The sequence below is a fragment of the Phycobacter sedimenti genome (assembly GCF_038148855.1).
GTDB lineage: Bacteria > Pseudomonadota > Alphaproteobacteria > Rhodobacterales > Rhodobacteraceae > Phycobacter > Phycobacter sedimenti.
On the sequence record NZ_JBBVGR010000004.1, the window covers coordinates 357103 to 375405 of the forward strand.

17 protein-coding genes are annotated in these 18303 nt (G+C 62.3%); 10 read left to right on the forward strand and 7 right to left on the reverse strand.

Features of this window, described 5'->3' with window-relative positions:
* The first annotated feature begins 19 nt into the window (after positions 1–19).
* From AADA15_RS09705 to AADA15_RS09730, 6 genes are all read left to right on the forward strand, one after another.
* Positions 20–1153 (forward strand): citrate/2-methylcitrate synthase, encoded by a 1134-nt coding sequence (locus AADA15_RS09705; protein ID WP_341641354.1) that lies wholly within the window; start codon positions 20–22, stop codon positions 1151–1153.
* A gap of 118 nt (positions 1154–1271) precedes the next feature.
* A complete protein-coding gene (locus AADA15_RS09710) occupies positions 1272–4106 on the forward strand; it encodes a molybdopterin oxidoreductase family protein (protein ID WP_341641355.1) in 2835 nt (944 codons plus the stop codon).
* A complete protein-coding gene (locus tag AADA15_RS09715) occupies positions 4103–4867 on the forward strand; it encodes a 4Fe-4S dicluster domain-containing protein (RefSeq protein WP_341641356.1) in 765 nt (254 codons plus the stop codon). The genes AADA15_RS09710 and AADA15_RS09715 overlap by 4 nt, the downstream gene beginning before the upstream one ends.
* Entirely contained in the window at positions 4867–5754 is an 888-nt protein-coding gene (locus AADA15_RS09720; RefSeq protein WP_341641357.1) for a dimethyl sulfoxide reductase anchor subunit family protein, read from the forward strand. Before AADA15_RS09715 ends, AADA15_RS09720 begins: the two co-directional genes overlap by 1 nt.
* A gap of 112 nt (positions 5755–5866) precedes the next feature.
* Positions 5867–6328: a carboxymuconolactone decarboxylase family protein gene (locus AADA15_RS09725; RefSeq protein ID WP_341641358.1), complete on the forward strand. Its 462-nt coding sequence runs from the start codon at positions 5867–5869 to the stop codon at positions 6326–6328.
* A gap of 32 nt (positions 6329–6360) precedes the next feature.
* Positions 6361–7245: a sigma-70 family RNA polymerase sigma factor gene (locus tag AADA15_RS09730; RefSeq protein WP_341641380.1), complete on the forward strand. Its 885-nt coding sequence runs from the start codon at positions 6361–6363 to the stop codon at positions 7243–7245.
* A 39-nt stretch (positions 7246–7284) separates the two neighbouring features.
* Here the strand turns inward: AADA15_RS09730 and dapA are convergent, their stop codons facing one another.
* Positions 7285–8157: a 4-hydroxy-tetrahydrodipicolinate synthase gene (gene dapA, locus AADA15_RS09735; RefSeq protein ID WP_341641359.1), complete on the reverse strand. Its 873-nt coding sequence runs from the start codon at positions 8155–8157 to the stop codon at positions 7285–7287.
* 140 nt (positions 8158–8297) lie between these two features.
* Between dapA and AADA15_RS09740 the strand changes: the two genes are divergently transcribed.
* Entirely contained in the window at positions 8298–10256 is a 1959-nt protein-coding gene (locus tag AADA15_RS09740; RefSeq protein ID WP_341641360.1) for a lytic transglycosylase domain-containing protein, read from the forward strand.
* Here the strand turns inward: AADA15_RS09740 and AADA15_RS09745 are convergent.
* Positions 10230–11117, reverse strand: a complete 888-nt coding sequence (locus tag AADA15_RS09745; protein WP_341641361.1) for a DMT family transporter — start codon at positions 11115–11117, stop codon at positions 10230–10232. The genes AADA15_RS09740 and AADA15_RS09745 overlap by 27 nt on opposite strands.
* Positions 11114–11782, reverse strand: coding sequence for a tRNA (5-methylaminomethyl-2-thiouridine)(34)-methyltransferase MnmC2 (mnmC2, locus tag AADA15_RS09750; protein WP_341641362.1), 669 nt, complete (start codon positions 11780–11782; stop codon positions 11114–11116). Before mnmC2 ends, AADA15_RS09745 begins: the two co-directional genes overlap by 4 nt.
* Positions 11783–11840: 58 nt before the next feature.
* Between mnmC2 and AADA15_RS09755 the strand changes: the two genes are divergently transcribed.
* Positions 11841–12893: an NAD(P)/FAD-dependent oxidoreductase gene (locus AADA15_RS09755; RefSeq protein ID WP_341641363.1), complete on the forward strand. Its 1053-nt coding sequence runs from the start codon at positions 11841–11843 to the stop codon at positions 12891–12893.
* A gap of 232 nt (positions 12894–13125) precedes the next feature.
* Here the strand turns inward: AADA15_RS09755 and AADA15_RS09760 are convergent, their stop codons facing one another.
* The 4 genes from AADA15_RS09760 to AADA15_RS09775 all read right to left on the reverse strand — a co-directional run bounded on the left by AADA15_RS09760 (position 13126) and on the right by AADA15_RS09775 (position 16337).
* A complete protein-coding gene (locus AADA15_RS09760) occupies positions 13126–13947 on the reverse strand; it encodes an HTD2 family dehydratase (RefSeq protein ID WP_341641364.1) in 822 nt (273 codons plus the stop codon).
* Positions 13948–14018: 71 nt separating this feature from the next.
* A complete protein-coding gene (locus AADA15_RS09765; RefSeq protein WP_341641365.1) occupies positions 14019–14561 on the reverse strand; it encodes an NADPH-dependent FMN reductase in 543 nt (180 codons plus the stop codon).
* 121 nt (positions 14562–14682) lie between these two features.
* On the reverse strand, positions 14683–15345 hold the full coding sequence (locus AADA15_RS09770; protein ID WP_341641366.1) for a YiaD family glycine zipper/OmpA-like lipoprotein: 663 nt from the start codon (positions 15343–15345) through the stop codon (positions 14683–14685).
* A 116-nt stretch (positions 15346–15461) separates the two neighbouring features.
* Entirely contained in the window at positions 15462–16337 is an 876-nt protein-coding gene (locus AADA15_RS09775; RefSeq protein ID WP_341641367.1) for a methylated-DNA--[protein]-cysteine S-methyltransferase, read from the reverse strand.
* Between the two features lie 181 nt (positions 16338–16518).
* Here AADA15_RS09775 and nth point away from each other — a divergent pair, with 181 nt between their 5' ends.
* Both nth and AADA15_RS09785 read left to right on the forward strand, forming a co-directional pair.
* Positions 16519–17163 (forward strand): endonuclease III, encoded by a 645-nt coding sequence (gene nth / locus AADA15_RS09780; protein ID WP_341641368.1) that lies wholly within the window; start codon positions 16519–16521, stop codon positions 17161–17163.
* On the forward strand, positions 17160–18149 hold the full coding sequence (locus tag AADA15_RS09785) for an adenosine kinase (protein ID WP_341641369.1): 990 nt from the start codon (positions 17160–17162) through the stop codon (positions 18147–18149). The genes nth and AADA15_RS09785 overlap by 4 nt, the downstream gene beginning before the upstream one ends.
* The last annotated feature ends 154 nt before the right edge of the window (positions 18150–18303 follow it).

Genomic DNA, 18303 nt, shown 5'->3' on the forward strand with positions numbered 1-18303 from the left:
CCATAAGAAGGAGCCAGCTATGAGCGATAACGTCAAGATCAACCGGGGTCTCAAGGGCGTCTATTTCGAACGGTCCGGCATTTCGGACATTGATGGCGCCAAGGGAGAGCTGAGCTATCGCGGCTATTCGATCCACGATCTGGCAACCCATTCCACCTTTGAGGAGGTCTGCTATCTGCTGATCCACGGCGAACTGCCAAATGCGCAAGAACTGGCCAATTTCGACGCCCAGCTGAAAGCCGCGCGGGTGCTGCCGGAGGAGGTTCACGCCATTATTCGCGCCTGCAAGGACGGGCATCCGATGGATGTGCTGCGCACCGCGGTCTCGGCCCTTGCCGCGCTGGAGCCCGCCAGCAAGGAGGTGGGAGAAGAGGCCTTCGTCGCCAACGGCATTCGTCTGACCAGCCAGGTTCCGATGATCATCGCGGCCCATGAGGCGATCCGCAACGGCCGTGATCCGGGGGCCCCGGACATGACCCTAGGCCATGCCGCCAACTGGCTGTGGATGCTGAAGGGTGAAAAACCCAGCGCCGACGCAGCATGTCTGGCGGATGTGGATTTCATCCTGCACGCCGAACACGGCTCCAACGCCTCCAGTTTCGCCGCCCGTGTCACCATCGGCACCGAGGCGAACCTGCATGGCGCCATCGTCACCGCGCTGTCGACCCTCGCCGGTCCCGCCCATGGCGGCGCGGCCGAGGACGTGATGAAGATGGTTCACGAGATCGGCACCCCCGACAAGGCCGCCGCCTATGTAAAGGCCAAGCGCACCGCCAAGGAGGCCGTCACCGGCTTTGGCCATCGCGTCTATCGCAAGGAAGACCCCCGCGCCCGCCACATGCGCGAAGGCGTGCGCAAGCTGGGTGAGGAAATGGGCGCGCCGCAATGGTACGAGATCCTGCAGGCGGTGGTCGAGGCGATGGCGCCCTACGCCCGCCACGGGCTCGATGTGAACGTCGATTTCTATTCCGGCGTGATCTACCAGCTGCACGGCATCCCGATGGACCTTTATGTGCCGATCTTTGCCATCGGGCGCATGCCCGGCTGGGTGATCCAATGCGTCGAGCAGCAGCGAGGCAATATCCTGATCCGTCCGCTGACGCTTTATAACGGGCCAGAGCCACGCAGCTATTCACCAATCGCAGAACGTTGATCCGCGACATCGCCGGTCTTGGGGATATTTTTCCGTCAAATGAACCAAAACAAGAAAACTCTCGCGCGTCAGACTGATCCAACCTAGCCTGACCGAACGCGACGAACAGGGATGACCCATGGGTTTCAACCAGCCACAGATCGACACCTCGCCCCCCGTTTCCGAGGAGGTGCGCCAGACCACTTGCTACATGTGTGCCTGCCGCTGCGGCATCAATGTGCATATGAAGACCGGCAGCAATGGCAAGAAACAGGTCGCCTATATCGAGGGCAACCGGGATCACCCGGTGAACAAGGGCGTTCTGTGTGCCAAGGGCAGCGCTGGCATCATGCAGCACAACGCGCCCTCACGCCTGCGCGCGCCCTTGCGGCGGGTCGGTGCGCGCGGATCAGGAGAGTTCGAGGAAATCACCTGGGACGAGGCGCTGGATATGGCGGCCTCCTGGCTGGAGCCCATTCGCAAAAGCGCTCCGGAAAAGCTCGCCTTTTTCACCGGACGGGATCAATCGCAAAGCTTTACCAGTTTCTGGGCACAGAATTTCGGCACGCCGAACTATGCGGCGCATGGGGGCTTTTGTTCGGTCAATATGGCGACGGCCGGGATCTACACCATGGGCGGCGCCTTCTGGGAGTTCGGCCAACCGGACTGGGATCATACCAAGCTATTCATGCTCTTTGGCGTCGCAGAGGATCACGACAGCAACCCGATCAAGATGGGCATCGGCCGGATCAAGGCGCGCGGCGCGCGGGTGATCGGCGTCAACCCGATCCGCACGGGTTACAACGCGGTGGCGGACGACTGGGTCGGCATCACGCCGGGGACCGACGGGCTGTTCATCCTGTCGCTGGTGCATGTGCTGCTGAAAGCGGGTAAAATCGATCTGGACTACCTCAGCCGATACACCAACGCGCCGGTTCTGGTGAATGCCAGCGAAGGGCCAGAGAAAGGCCTGTTGATGCGCGATGAGGCGGGCAAGGAACTGGTGATTGACCGCAACACCGGCAAGCTGACGCCGTTCGATCAGCCCGGCGTGCGCCCCGACCTGCATGCCACCTACCGCCATGCGGGCGTTACCCACAGGCCCGTGTTCCACCTCATGGCCGAGCGCTATTTGTCCGAGGACTACGCGCCCGAAGTGGTGGCCGATCAATGTGGGATCCCAGCCGCCCGCATCCGCGCCATTGCCGCCGAGATCGCACGCGTCGCCTTTGACGAGGCGTTTGAGCTGGATCAGGAATGGACGGATTTCCGGGGTGAAACCCACAAAACCATGATTGGCCGCCCCGTGTCGTTCCATTCCATGCGCGGGGTGTCTGCCCATGCCAACGGCTTCCAGACCTGCCGCGCTCTGCACGTCTTGCAGATCCTTCTGGGCACGGTCGAGGTTCCGGGCGGTTTCCGCTTTAAACCGCCCTACCCCAAGCCTGCAACCGCGCACCCCAAACCGCACTGCGGCGTGAAACCCGACTGCGCGCTGGATGGCCCGCATCTGGGGTTCGTGCATGGCCCCGATGATCTGGCCCTCTGCAAAGACGGCAGCCCCGCCCGCATCGACAAGGCCTTCACTTGGGAAAACCCCATGAGCGCCCATGGGCTGATGCATATGGTGATCTCGAACGCCCATGCAGGCGATCCCTACAAGATCGACACGCTGTTCATGTATATGGCAAACATGTCGTGGAATTCCTCGATGAATACCCGCGGCGTGATCGACATGCTGACCGACACCGATGAGACCGGCGAATACGTTATCCCGCGTATCATTTACTCCGATGCCTATAGTTCGGAAATGGTGGCCTATGCCGACCTGATCCTGCCCGACACCACCTATCTGGAACGGCACGACTGTATATCGCTGCTGGACCGCCCCATCTGCGAGGCCGATGCCGCCGCCGATGCGATCCGCTGGCCGGTGGTGGAGCCCGACCGCGATGTGCGCGGGTTCCAGACCGCCTTGGTGCAGCTTGCGAACCGGATGAAGCTACCCGGCTTCACGGCTGAGGACGGGAGCGCCAAGTATCAGGACTACGCCGACTATATCGTCAATCACGAGCGCAAACCTGGCATCGGCCCCTTGTCCGGCTGGCGCGGCGATGGCAGCCAGTCCGGGCGCGGCGCGGTGAACCCGGAGCAGCTAGACCGTTACATCGAAAACGGCGGCTTTCACGTCAGCCACATCCCCGATGCGGCGCTCTATTACAAACCCTGGAACAAAGCCTATCAGGACTGGGCTGTGGGTATGGGCCTTTATGACAAGCCAGAACCCTACCTGTTCCAGCTTTATGTGGAGCCGCTCCGCCGCTTCCAACTGGCCGCCGAAGGATACGGGAAACGCCAGCCGCCCGAGCACCTGCGCGAACGCATCAAGGCCACCATGGATCCGCTGCCGATCTGGTACGAAACGGACCAGCAGGGCAACGAGGGATTCACCGTCAACGCGCTCACTCAGCGGCCCATGGCGATGTATCATTCATGGGGCAGCCAGAACGCATGGCTCAGGCAGCTGCATGGACAGAATCCGCTCTATGTGCCGACAAAGCTGATGCGCGAAAATGGCCTGTCAGACGGTGACTGGGCGCGCGTCTCCTCTCCGCACGGAGAGATCACCGTGCCGGTGATGGAAATGGCCGCGCTCAACGAAAACACCGTCTGGACCTGGAACGCCATCGGCAAGCGAAAGGGCGCCTGGGCGCTGGACGAAAACGCGCCCGAGGCCACCAAAGGGTTCCTGCTCAACCACCTGATCCACGAGCTGTTGCCGCCCAAGGGCGACGGGCTTCGCTGGGCGAACTCGGACCCGATCACCGGGCAGGCCGCCTGGTTTGATCTGAAGGTGAAGATCGAAAAGGCCGCACCGCCGGATGGCACCGCTGAAAGCCAGCCCGCGTTTGAGCCGATCACATCACCGGTGGGCACGGGGCCAAAGAATCTGAAATGGAAGGTGGGCAAATGACCGAACTGCCTGCACAGACGACCCGCAAGATGGGTCTGGTGATTGATCTGGATACCTGCGTCGGCTGTCATGCCTGCGTGATCTCCTGCAAGGGCTGGAACACGGAAAACTACGGCGCGCCGCTGTCCGATCAGGATCCCTATGGCGCCGACCCATCCGGCACTTTCCTGAACCGGGTGCATTCCTACGAAGTCCAGCCCGATCAGGGGCATGCCCAACTGGTGCATTTCCCCAAATCCTGCCTACACTGCGAGGATGCGCCCTGCGTCACCGTTTGCCCAACGGGTGCCAGCTACAAGCGGGTCGAGGACGGCATCGTTCTGGTCAATGAGACCGACTGTATCGGCTGTGGCCTGTGCGCCTGGTCCTGTCCCTATGGTGCCCGCGAATTGGACCTTGCCGAAGGCGTGATGAAGAAATGCACCCTTTGCGTCGATCGCATCTACAACGACAACCTGCCCGAAGAGGACCGCGTGCCCTCCTGCGTGCGGACCTGCCCGGCGGGCGCGCGGCATTTCGGCGATCTTGGCGATCCGGACAGCGAGGTGTCCCAACTGGTCGCGGAGCGGGGCGGGATGGACCTGATGCCCGAAATGGGCACGAAGCCCGTCAACAAATACCTGCCGCCCCGCCCCAAGGACCGGATCGAGGCTCAGATCGACATTCTGGCCCCGCTTCTGGCACCTGTCGCAGAGGAACCTGCCGGTTTCCTTGGCTGGCTGGACAAGGCGCTTGATAAACTGCCCGGAGGAAATACCTGATGCATCCGGCCCCTTCCGTCATCATCTTCACCACCCTGTCGGGGCTTGGTTTTGGCCTTCTGGCCTTTCTCGGGCTTGGTATGCCCGCCGTCACCGGCTGGGTGGCTTTCGTGTTCTACGCCATCGCCTACGCGCTGGCGGTTGGCGGGCTCATGGCATCGACCTTCCACCTTGGCCACCCTGAGCGGGCTTGGAAGGCCTTCAGCCAATGGCGCACAAGCTGGCTCAGCCGCGAAGGTTGCGCTGCCGTGGCTGCCCTATTGATCATGGGGATCTATGCCGCCGGAGCGGTCTTCCTAGAGGCCGACTGGCGGGTTCTTGGCCTGATCGGCACGGCCTTGAGTATCGGCACTGTCTTCACAACAGCGATGATCTACACGCAACTGAAAACCATCCCGCGCTGGCACAGCCCGCTGACGCCCCTGGTTTTCCTCAGCTTCGCAGTTGCGGGCGGTGCGCTTTTGGCGGGGCAGGAAAGCCTTGCGCCCTGGCTGCTGGCATTGGCGGGCGCGCTCCAAATGGCCTATTGGGCCAAGACGGACAAGGCTTTGGAGCAGTCGGGCACCGACATCGGCACGGCCACGGGGCTGGGGAATCGCGGCACCGTGCGCGCATTCGAGCCACCGCATACGGGCAACAACTACCTGCTGCGCGAATTCGTCTATGTGGTGGGCCGCAAACACGCGCTGAAGCTGCGGGTGATCGGCTTTGCGCTCGCCTTTGCCCTGCCGATTGCGCTGATGGTCATCCCCTTTTCGGGCCTGATGCTGAAACACCTGATGGCTGGCGTTGCGGTGCTGTTGCATTTCGCCGGGGTTGCCTGCCTGCGCTGGCTGTTCTTTGCCGAGGCGGAGCATGTGGTCGGTCTTTATTACGGCAAACGCTGACCACAACTTGGGGGCCTTTTTCGAACGGCCCCCAGATTTCTTACCTCCCTCTGTCACACATCTGGCGGCTGTCTCGTCCTGTTCCTGTAACCGCAGAATAAGGACCCTGACAATGACACAACGCCTGGATCAATTTGCCGTGGCCGCCGACCTTTTCAAACCGATGATGGAGATGGAAGCCACGCTCAAGGACAGCGGACTTGAACACAGCCTGATCGAGCTGATCAAACTGCGCGTCTCGCAGATCAACGGCTGCGCCTTCTGCATTCACATGCACACTCACGATGCCCGCAAGAACGGTGAAACAGAGGACCGGATGCAGCTCTTGCCTGCCTGGCGCGAGTCCACGCTCTACACCGCGCGCGAGCGCGCCGCATTGGCCTGGGCCGAGGCCCTGACACGGATTGAAACGACCGGTGCTCCGGATGCGGACTATCAGGCGCTGGCGCAGCAATTCACACCTCACGGGCAGGTCGCCGTTACCCTGGCGATCACGACAATCAATGCATGGAACCGGATTGCAATCGCCTTTGGCACACCGCATCCTGCCCCGCAGGAGGCCAGCGCCGCGTGAGAGCACCCACTCTGACACCGAATGGAGCAGATATGTTCCTTGCAACGCGGTCGCGCCTGTTCGCGATCGCGTATCGCATGCTTGGCAGCGTCAGCGATGCCGAAGACATCCTGCAGGACTGCTTCCTGCGCTGGCAATCCGTGGAGCAGTCCGAGGTACGCGATCCGGTTGGCTATCTGGTCCGCATAACCTCGCGCCTGTGTCTGGATCAGCTGAAATCGGCGCGGGTGCGCCGCGAGGAATACCCGGGAGAGTGGCTGCCGGAGCCGATCCTCACCGATGAGCCATTGGACGGGCTCGATCACGATGTCTCCGTTGCGCTTTTGATGGCCTTGGAGCGGCTTTCCCCGGCCGAACGGGCGGCCTTCCTGTTGCATGACGTTTTTGACACGCCTTTCGCCGAGATCTCGGACCTGCTGGACCGCAGCGCCGCATCCTGCCGCCAACTGGCCACGCGGGCGCGCAAGAAGGTGCAGGATGGCAAGCCAAAGACGCGCGTTGCACCGGGCCAGAGCCAGGCCCTGACAGAAGCCTTCTTTCGGGCCGCCAAGGCGGGTGATCTGGACAGCCTCAAGCACATGTTGGCGGATGATGTCCAGCTTATCTCAGATGGCGGCGGCAAGGCGATGGCCGCGCTAAATCCCATTTTCGGGGCGGCAAAAGTCCTGCGATTGCTCGAAGGTTTGGCGCGAAAATATCCGGACCATTCCCCAACTGCGACGCGCCAGTGCCATCTCAATGGTCTTCCCGCAATGCTCAGCCTGGAGCCAGAGGGGATACTGCAGGCGACCGCCCTTGAAATCGAAGCGGGGCGGATCTCGCGCATCTATGTGATCCGCAATCCGGACAAGACACGACATCTGATATCCGCCCTAAACGGCGACGACTTGCCCAAAATGAAATCAGCCCCCGAATAGGGGGCTGATGTACATCTTTGTAAAGGCTGTTCGAGGGATTTAGAGCAGGCCTGCGTGTTTCATTGCCGCGTCGATCGCTGCCTTGGTGCTGTCTTCCAGCGTGGTCAGCGGGCAGCGGACCTCTTCACTGCACAGGCCCAGTTTCGACAGGCCGTATTTCGCACCCACCAGACCCGGCTCGATAAAGATTGCCTCGTGCAGCGGCATCAGGCGGTCCTGATACTCCAGCGCGGTCTTGTAATCGCCCGCCAGGGTCGCTGCCTGGAATTCGGCGCAAAGCTTCGGCGCCACATTCGCAGTAACCGAGATGCAGCCGACGCCGCCATGGGCGTTGAAGCCCAGCGCCGTGGCGTCTTCGCCCGAAAGCTGGATGAAATCCGCCCCGCACGTTCCGCGCTGCTGGCTCACACGCTCCAGTTTGCCGGTGGCATCCTTGACGCCCACGATGCGCGGCAGCTTGGCCAGCTGCCCCATGGTGGCGGGCAGCATGTCCACGACCGAGCGCGGCGGGATGTTGTAGATGATGATCGGGATATCGGCGCAGTCATGCAGAGCAGTGAAATGGGCCACCATGCCGCGCTGGGTCGGCTTGTTGTAGTAGGGGGTCACCACGAGGGCCGCATCGGCGCCGATGCGCGCTGCGAACTCGACAAAGCGAATCGCCTCGACCGTGTTGTTCGACCCGGCACCCGCGATGACCGGCACGCGGCCCGCTGCGGCTTTCACGACCTCTGCGATTACGGTTTCATGCTCTTCATGGCTCAGCGTCGGGCTTTCGCCGGTGGTGCCAACCGGTACAAGGCCGGTCGAGCCCTGCTCGATATGCCATTCTACCAGGTGTTTGAGCGTATCCAGATCCAGCTCGCCGTTGCGAAACGGGGTGACGAGGGCTGGCATAGAGCCTTTGAACATGGGCACGCTCCCTTAGTTGCGAGTGGTCGGCAGGCAAAGCCCCGCCGGAATGGTGGACGAACCGGGTTTTTCAGTTGATACCGGGCCGTCACGGATTATCGTCACAGCCTCTATCCCCGGTTCACGAGAAAATGCAAGAGATGACACGCATTCTGACCTTCATTCTGCTGATCCTTTCGATCCTTGGCACAGGCGCTGCATGGGCTGACCGCCTGTCCGATGCGATGGAGCTGGTGCGGGACAGGAACTGGGACGCGGCGGGCGAGACGGCAGGCCCCGAAGGTACGGTCGCGCGTGATATCATAGAGTGGCACCGCCTGCGTGCGGGCGAAGGAACCTCCCGCGATGTAATGTCCTTTCTGGCGCGTCGCCCGGACTGGCCCGGCCTGTCCTATCTGCGCCAGCAGCAAGAAGAAAACCTGGCCAAGGCGCCCCACCCTGTCACCATCTCCTTCTATTCGAACCACAGCCCTGAGACTGCCGAAGGCGCACTCAGCCTTGCTCGCGCCCTGATCCGGGCCGGGCGGCGCAACGCCGGGGAAGCCGAGATCATCCGCTCTTGGCAAACCATGCCCATGACCGATGAGACGCAGACGGCATTCCTGACGGATTTTGGAGCGTTGATCAAACCGCATCACACCGCGCGGCTGGACCGGCTTTTGTGGGATCACCATCTTGTCAGCGCGCGCCGGATGCTCGACCTGGTGCCGGATGGCCCCCGCAGACTGGCTGAGGCCCGCATTGCCCTGCAGGAGCGCACCGCGGGCGTTGATGCAAGGATTGCTGCTGTCCCGGACAGTCTGCAAGACGATGCCGGCCTCGCCTATGACCGTTTCGACTGGCGCGACCAGAAAGGACGGCGCGAGGATGCCATCCAGATGCTGATAGAGCGCAGCGTGAGCGCCGAAAAGCTTGGCCGCCCCGAAGACTGGCTGCGCCGCCGCCGGGATCTCGCCCGTCAGGACATGCGCGACGGCAACAACGAACGCGCCTATCAGCTTGCCGCTTATCACTTCTCAACCCCGGAAGTCGGCTATGGCTATTCCGACTGCGAATGGCTGGCCGGCTATATTGCCCTGCGCAAGCTGAACGACCCCGCCTTGGCCGCTCAGCATTTCGAGCGCTTTCTTGCTTCGGTCGAAACGCCTATCTCGGTCGGGCGCGGCGGCTACTGGCTGGGCCGCGCCTATGCCGCGCTTGGCCAGGTGGAAAAGGCCCATGCCGCCTATTCCAAAGGCGCGGCCTATCAGACCTCCTTTTACGGGATCCTGGCCGCCGAGGCGCTGGGACGTCCATTCGACCCAGAGCTGGCCACTCCGCCCGCCCTGCCGGACTGGCGCAGCGCCGCCTTCCTGAACTCCTCGGTGACAGAAGCCAGTCTGCAGCTCTTGCGCGCTGGAGAACTATCCCTGGGCGAGCGGTTCCTCACCCATCTGGCCGAGAGCCTCCCGAAGGAACAAGCCTTTCAATTGGGCCAGATGGCCGTCGAGATGGACCAGCCGCATCTTGCCGTGATGATTGGCAAACGGGCCGCGCAATACGGGATCGAGCTGAAAGGCGCTTACTATCCCCTGCACCCGGTGGCCGAGCAGAAACTGCCGATGGCGCCCGAAATGACCCTTGCCATTGCCCGCCGCGAAAGCGAGTTCGATCCCGGCGTGATCAGCCATGCCGGCGCGCGCGGGTTGATGCAGGTGATGCCCGCAACCGCCAAACTGGTAGCCGGTGAGCTGGGCATTCTGGACGATCACAAGACCGCCCGCCTGACGGCGGAATGGGACTACAACGCCGTCCTTGGCGCGCAGTATCTCGCGCGCCTCGCCGAAGAATTCGGCGGCAACGTGGTAATGATGGCGGCCGGCTACAATGCAGGCCCAAGACGCCCGATCGCCTGGATTGAGCGCTATGGCGATCCCCGCGACGGCACCCCCGACATCATCGACTGGATCGAGCACATCCCCTTCAACGAGACCCGCAACTACGTGATGCGCGTGACCGAAAGCCTGCCGGTCTATCGCGCCCGGCTGGGCAAAGCGCCGCTTCCGATCCCCTTCTCGCGGGAGCTGAAGGGTTCAACCCTTGCGGCGTTCGCGCCATAGGGTGAAAAGCCCCGCCGCCACAACGATACCGGCGCCGAGCGCCACATTGAAACGGATCGTCTCGGCAAAGACCACGAGACCCAGCATCGCGGCCCAGGGCAGTTGCAGATATGCAAAAGGCTGAACCGCGCTTGCCTCGGCGGCCTCGTAACAGCGGATCAGAAGGTAGTGCCCCAGCGCTCCTGTCAGGCACAACAACCCCATCCAGCCCCAGTCCGGTGCGCTCATCGGTTCCCAGTTCCAAAGGCCGATCGGCGTCATAAAGACCACGCCGACAACCCCAACATAAAAGAAACTGGTTGCCGAATTGTCCTTGCGCGCCGCGTAGCGCGTCAGCAGCCCGTATAGGGCGAACATCAGAGCGGCCAGAAGCGGCACCAGTGCTGCGGGCTGGAATACACCGACACCGGGCTCCAGAATGATGAGAACGCCAAGGAAGCCGACCAGGATCGCGCTCCATCGCCAGATCCCGACCGTCTCGCCCAGGATCGGCCCCGACAGGGCCGCGATCATCAGGGGGTAGGAGACAAAGACCGCGTGGCTTTCCACCAGCCCCAGAAGGGTGAAGGCCAACACCATGACGCAGATCTCGGCCGCGCAGATGAAACCACGAAAAATCTGCAACCAAATCTGATCGGTGCGGGCGACCTTTTTCAGCCCCCCCGGCTGGCGTAGCGCGATGGACACCACGAAAAGCGACAGGAACCAGTAGCGGATCATCACCACCATGTAGACGTTGTATTCCCCCGCCAGATGGCGCGAGATCCCGTCCTGCAGGGCAAAGACGATCGTGGCACCGATCATCAGCATCACGCCAAGGCGCGTGTTGTTGCCTGCTTCATGGGTCTCTGCGATGCTCATGCCAGCTCTGCCTTTGTCATATGTCTCTTGCGCCCGTAGCCAGGGATCCGCATGACCGAAAATCCGGCTGCCTCCAGCCCCCGACGCACGAAACCCGCCGCCGTATAGGTCGCAGCCGTGCCGCCAGATGCGGTATGCCGCGCCACCTCGGCCATCAGATCCTCGCCCCACAGTTCCGGGTTCTTGGCCGGGGAAAACCCGTCCAGAAACCAGGCATCGGCCTGCCCTGTCCACTCCGGCAGCGACAGGCGCGCGTCGCCCCTGATCATATCGAACCGCAGGGTGTCAAAGGTGCAGTTGCCTTCTCCGCTCCATTGCTCCAGGAACCGGTCAGCCCATGGGGCGACCACGGGAAACGCCCTGAGCGCCTTTTCCATGTCGGCGGGCGCCATCGGGAACGCCTCGAAACTGGTGAACTGTAGCGCGCCCGTCTGACCGCTTTCCTCCCAGAGTTTCCAGGCCGCCAGCAGATTGAGGCCGGTGCCAAATCCCAGCTCGGCAATGTGGAACCCCGGCACGAACCGCGCAGGCAGGTCGTTTCCCGCGAGGAATACATGCTCGGTCTCCGCCAGCCCATCCTGAAGCGAGAAATAGGGATCGTCGAACTGCTGCGACACGGGAACGCTGCCGTCTCGCCAGCTTAGACACGCCTGCTGGTCTGCCATGCTGTTTTCCCCTAAGTGATGTCACGGATTGGCGCGACACTGGCGAAAGGGCGGGTGAATGGCAATGGCAGATATCACTGTGCGCGGGGCAGGCATCTTTGGTCTCTCCATCGCCTGGACCTGCGCTCGACGCGGCGCAAAGGTGCAGGTGATTGACCCCTTCGGCCCCGGCGCAGGATCGAGCGGCGGGCTCGTGGGTGCACTTGCCCCCCACGTGCCAGAGAACTGGAACCCAAAGAAGCAGTTCCAGTTCGAAAGCCTTCTGATGGCCGAAGGCTTCTGGGCCGGGGTTGAGCAGGCAGGCGGCGTCGCCCCGGGATACGGGCGCACAGGACGGCTGCAACCGATCAACGATGCGCGCACGCTGGAACTGGCCCGCCAGCGCGAAGGCACCGCTGCAGATCTCTGGCGCACCAACGAGGGACAGCAGGCCAACTGGACAGTCTGTGCGGCAGAGGCTTTCGGAGATTGGGCACCGCCCAGCGCCACCGGCTTTGTCATCCACGACACGCTCAGCGCACGCATCCATCCACGCCGCGCATGCGCTGCGCTTGTGGCGGCCCTGAAGACCCAAGGTGTTGCCATTCAGTCAGATGGCCCAGATCAGGGACAGGTCTTGCACGCCACCGGATACGCGGGTTTGCAGGAACTGAACCAGACCACCGGCAAGACCATCGGCGGCGGCGTCAAGGGTCAGGCCGCACTATTGCGCTACGACGCCGGAGAGGTTCCACAGCTTTACGCCGACAGCCTCCATATCATCCCGCATGCGGATGGCACCGTTGCAATTGGCTCCACGAGTGAGCGGGAATTTGACAACGGTTCCGACACCGACAACCAGCTGGACGACATCCTCATCCGCGCCCGCGCGGCCTTGCCCCTGCTGCAAGAGGCGCCAGTCATCGACCGCTGGGCCGGGGTGCGCCCACGTGCCAAATCCCGCGCGCCCATGCTGGGTCCCTGGCCGGACCGGCCCGGTCACTTCATCGCAAATGGCGGTTTCAAGATCGGTTTCGGCATGGCCCCCAAAGTTGCCGAGGTCATGGCAGAGCTGCTGATGAACCAACAGGACAGCATCCCGAAGGGCTTTCGCGTCGAAGACAACCTGTGAGAAAAGTGGGGCCTCTTGTTGCGATCCGGGTCAAGGGAGGCGCAGCCTGCGCGCATCGCGCGCCTTGCCCTTGACGCGGATCGGAACACCCCACAATCGGGATCGCGCTTTTGAGGGCAGACCTGCCCGTCAAAACGCTTCTCAGTCCCCCTTCCCGCCGCGCAGCGGCGCCGGGCCCAACTGCCCGCGTCATATTCGCAGAATATGGCCCGGCAGGCGGGAGCCTCCCCTTTCAGGCTGCCTCGGCCTCTGCACTCATGCATTGCCGCCCGTCCGGTCCGCGCACCCATAGATCATCGCCCGCCCGGCAGAAAGTCGCCGTCTCAAAGTGCATCAGCGGTGACGACGCCCGAAAGGAAAAACGTTTGAGCGGACCAATCACCTCTTCTGCCAGAAGCATCAGGTGTTGTGCCAGCAGGGGGCCATGCACGACAAGCCCGTCGTAGCCCTCCACATCCCGCGCATAGTCCAGATCATAATGGATCCGGTGTCCGTTAAAGGTCAGCGCCGAATAGCGAAACAACAGGGTCGAGGAAAACGCCTCTTCCCGCGCATCCGTCTCGTCAACGCGCGCTTGCGGCGCAACCGGCTGCGGTGCCCTTGGATCGGGGTCTTCGCGATAGACCAGATCCTGCCATTCCGTCAGGCAAAGCCGACCGTCCTGCCAGATCTCGTGCCGCAGGGTGACAAAAGCGAGCGGGCCGGTTCGCCCCTCTTTATGCTCCGCCTTTTCCAGGGTTGATCGCTTCTCTGCACGCACGCCTGCACGAACCGGAGCATCGAACTGCAGCTTGCCCCCCGCCCACATGCGACGCGGCAAGCCCAAATCGGGGATCAGCCCGCCCGCAGCGCCGACGCGGGGATGGCCATCCCTGCCCAGTCCAGCCGGGGGCTGCGGTGCCCAGAAGTACAGCTGATGAAAGAACGGCGGCAAGGGACTACACAAGCCGATCGACGGCTCCCGTCCCAGCGCCACCTCAAAGGCCGCTGCCCGGGCGGGATCCATCACATCACTCTGGCGCTCAAGGTGCTCTGTTTCGGCAAAATCGCTCATGGCGCGACCTTATCCTGCCAAACATAAATCGCAAGCCGAGACAGGTTGTCACCACATTGGTGTTTCCGCGATCAGCGGATGATTTCAGAGCGCAGCTTCTGCATCAGTGTCTCAAGCGTCTTGCGATAGAGTTCGCTTTGGAGCTGCCCGTTCTCATCAAATTCATTCGATGAATCCGCAAGATGCATTTCAGGGCCCTGCAGAATACGCGGCTGAAACGGCACCATGAAACCGCGGAGGATCATCTGCGCTCGCTCTCCGCCAGCGCGCCCGGCCGCGGCGGACATCACCGCGACCGGCTTGTCTGCCCAAGGCTTTCCATCGGCCCGGCTCACCCAATCAAGGGCATTTTTCAAGGCGCCAGACGGACCCTTGTTGTATTCCGGCGTCGAAATCGCGACCGCATCGGCCGATGCAATCTGATCTGCCAATGCCTGCACTGCGGCTGGCACCCCGTCGCGATCCTCGTCGTCGCCATTGTACAACGGCAGGTTCAGATCAGCCTCGACATGGGTGCAAGGTCCGAACAGTCGCGCGGCCTCTTTCAACAGCATGCGATTGGTCGCGCCCTTGCGCAGCGATCCAGACAGTGTGAGTAAAACAGGCTCGGTCATAAAAAGGTCCTTTGGGTTTGCAGCGACTCTGGCTGCAAATCTAGGTCGCGGTTGCGCAGAGGCAAAGCCCTGTCGCCGCGCAGCTCATGTGCATCCACTCAGACCCCAAAGTTCAAGACCGTCAGCCCTGCGGAATGATCACGATCTCCACACGGCGGTTGCGCGCCTTGCCCTCTTCGGTGAGGTTGCTGGCCACCGGTTCTTCCTCGCCGCGCCCAATGGTGCGGATCCGGTTGTAGGGCACACCGCCCGCCTGGATCTGATCTGCCACCACATTGGCGCGCCGTTCGGACAGGCCCTGATTGTAGGCCGCATCGCCATCACTGTCGGTATGGCCGATCACCTGCACCATGCTGTTGGGATAGCGCACAAGGCTATCCGCCACCTTCAGCAGGTCCGAGCGCACGGACGGGGTAATCGCGGAGCTGTCGGTGGCAAAGGTCAAATCGTTCGGCAAAAGGACAATCAGCCGGTCACCGGTATTGACGATCGAGATACCATCGTTCGAAATCGACTGGCGCAGTTCGGCTTCCTGCTTGTCCAGCTGGCTGCCGATCAATCCGCCCGCAATGGCGCCCACTGCGGCTCCGCCAAGGACCGCGCCGGTTTTGTTGCTTGAGTTGGACAGGGCACCGATACCGGCCCCGAGAATGCCGCCAGCAATCAGACCCTGCTGTTCTTTGCTGGGGCCGCCATTGCTGTTCAGCATTGCGGGATCGGTGCAGGCGCCAAGGCCCAGCGCCGCTGTGACCGCGGCCACGGTCGAGAATTTCATGAATGTCATTTTGCCAACCTTCTGACTGCTCTGGACAGCTTGCGCCCCAGCTGAGGCTCGGCTGCACTTGTTTTAAAGGCAGTATCGCGATTGCACGAGGGCCGCTCAAGTGAGAACTGGCAGGTTTAGGCGGTTTGCCGCCCACCCTTTTCATCCCCATCAAGGTCATCCCCGCGCGCTGCTTCAAACGCCAGCATTGCCCGTTTCACTCCGGTGCCCCAATGATACCCTCCCAAGGCACCGGATTTACGCAGGGCCCGATGACAGGGAATGAGCCAGCTCACGGGATTCTTGCCCACGGCCGTGCCCACGGCCCGCACCGCGCGGGGGGAACCGATGGCTTTGGCAAGTTCGGAATAGGTTGTGACATGACCTGACGGGATGCGCAGCAGGGCCTCCCAGACCTTGATCTGAAGGGGCGCCCCGATCATGTGCAACACTGCTTCCCCCTTTTGCGCAAAAACCGCGTGGGCAAATGGGCGCAGCGCCATCGGATCCTCGACAAACTCTGCCTGCGGCCAGCGGGCACGCATATCGGCCATGGTCGGCTCGGCGCCGATTTCGGCAGCAAAGGCCAGCCCGCAGATGCCTTTTTCGGTGCCCATAACCAGCGCCAGTCCAAAGGGGCTGTCGAACCACCCCCAGCGGATCACAAGTCCCGCGCCCTTGCGTGCGTATTCGCCGGGACTCATCGCCTCCCAGCGCAGGAACAAATCGTGTAGGCGTCCGGACCCCGACAGCCCCACCGCATGGGCGGTCTCAAAAGTCGAGAACCGCTCCTGCAGCAGGGTTTTGGCATGACCCAGGCGCAGGTATTGCTGATATCGCTTGGGCGAGACGCCAACCCACGCCGAAAAGAGCCGTTGAAAATGCGCAGGACTCATGCTCATCCGTGCCGCCAGCACCTCAAGGCTCAGATCCTCGCTACCATCGTCGATCACCTCGATCGCGCGCCGGATAACTCCGTAATGATAGCTTTGATCGACCGGCTCAAAGGTCATGGCGCGCACTCCTGCAGTTTATTTGGCCCAAGAATAATCAAGCATCCGGCCGCAAACGACCCGGAATTTGCGCTTTATGCCCATCTGCAAACGTCTCATCGGCAACAGTCCCTAAGCTCTGCGAAACCAATGGCGCGTTTTTCATTTGCGCCCCCGGAGCCTGATCGGCAAAAGGGGCAGCATGGCAAAGCAACTCGATTACCATACCCTGCGCGAGATTTTCTCGCGCTTTCAGGCAGCCGAGCCAGAGCCCAAGGGCGAACTGGAGCATGTGAACGTCTACACGCTGGTGGTCGCCGTCGCCCTGTCGGCGCAGGCGACGGATGCAGGTGTAAACAAGGCCACCCGCGAACTGTTCAAGATCGCGGACGCGCCGCAAAAGATGCTGGACCTTGGCGAAGATGGCTTGATTGAGCACATCAAGACCATCGGCCTCTACCGCACCAAGGCCAAGAACGTCATCAAGATGGCCCGCATTCTGGTCGAGAAGTACGGCGGCGAGGTGCCCAATTCCCGCGCCGCCCTGCAGTCCCTTCCGGGCGTGGGACGCAAGACCGCCAATGTGGTTCTGAACATGTGGTGGCACTACCCGGCCCAGGCGGTGGATACGCATATCTTCCGCGTCGGCAACCGATCTGGCATCTGTCCCGGAAAGGATGTGGACGCCGTGGAGCGCGCCATCGAAGACAATATCCCGGTCGACTTCCAGCAGCACGCCCATCACTGGCTGATCCTGCACGGCCGTTATCACTGCAAGGCACGCAAGCCGATGTGCGGCACCTGCCTCATCCGCGACCTGTGCCAATACGAGGACAAGACCCTATGAAAACCTACCAGATTGTCGGCATCGGCAACGCCGTTGTCGATGTAATCAGCCAATGCGATGACAGCTTTCTTGACGATATGGGGATCGAGAAAGGCATCATGCAGTTGATCGAGCGGGAGCGCGGCGAGGTGCTGTATGGCGCGATGGAAAGCCGTGTGCAGACGCCGGGAGGCTCTGTCGCCAATACTATCGCAGGCGCCGGTGCGCTGGGGCTGGATGCGGCCTTTATCGGGCGCGTACATGACGATGCCCTGGGGCGCTTCTATGCCGATGCGATGAACGAGGATGGCGTCGATTTCGTGAACCCGCCTGTGCCCGGCGGTGAGTTGCCTACATCACGCTCGATGATCTTCGTCTCTCCTGACGGAGAGCGGTCGATGAACACCTATCTTGGCATATCCTCTGAACTCAGTTCGGCAGATGTGCCGAACGAGGTGGCCGGGCAAACCCAGATCATGTTCCTTGAGGGCTATCTTTTTGACAAGGACAAAGGCAAGACCGCCTTCATGGAGGCTGCCCGCGATTGTCGGCAGGGCGGCGGCAAACCGGGTATCGCCATCTCGGATCCCTTCTGCGTCGAACGCCACCGGGGCGATTTCCTGTCGCTGATCGAGAACGAGCTGGAGTTCGTGATCGGCAACGAGGACGAGATCCGTTCGCTGTTTGAAACCGATGATCTGGAAGAGGCCCTGGCCAAGACCGCAGCGATCTGCCCGCTGGTGGTCTGCACCCGCTCGGGCGATGGGGTGTCGGTGATCTCCGGCGAGACCCGCATTGATGTGCCTGTCACAAAGGTGGTGCCGGTGGATGCAACCGGCGCAGGCGATCAGTTCGCAGCCGGGTTCCTTTTTGGTCTGGCCACGGGCCGCGATCTGGAGACTTGTGCCAAAATTGGAAACATCTGCGCAGCCGAGGTGATCAGCCACATCGGCCCGCGCCCAGAAAAAGATATGCGCGCGGTCCTGAAATCCGAGGGGCTTTTCTGAAAAAGGTCGGGAAACTCCCGCCCGTCGAAGATGCCCCAAGGGGCACCATCTCCCGTTGGGCGTGGGGGGGGGGGGGGCCCCCCCCCCCCCCCCCCCCCCCCCCCCCCCCCCCCCCCCCCCCCCCCCCCCCCCCCCCCCCCCCCCCCCCCCCCCC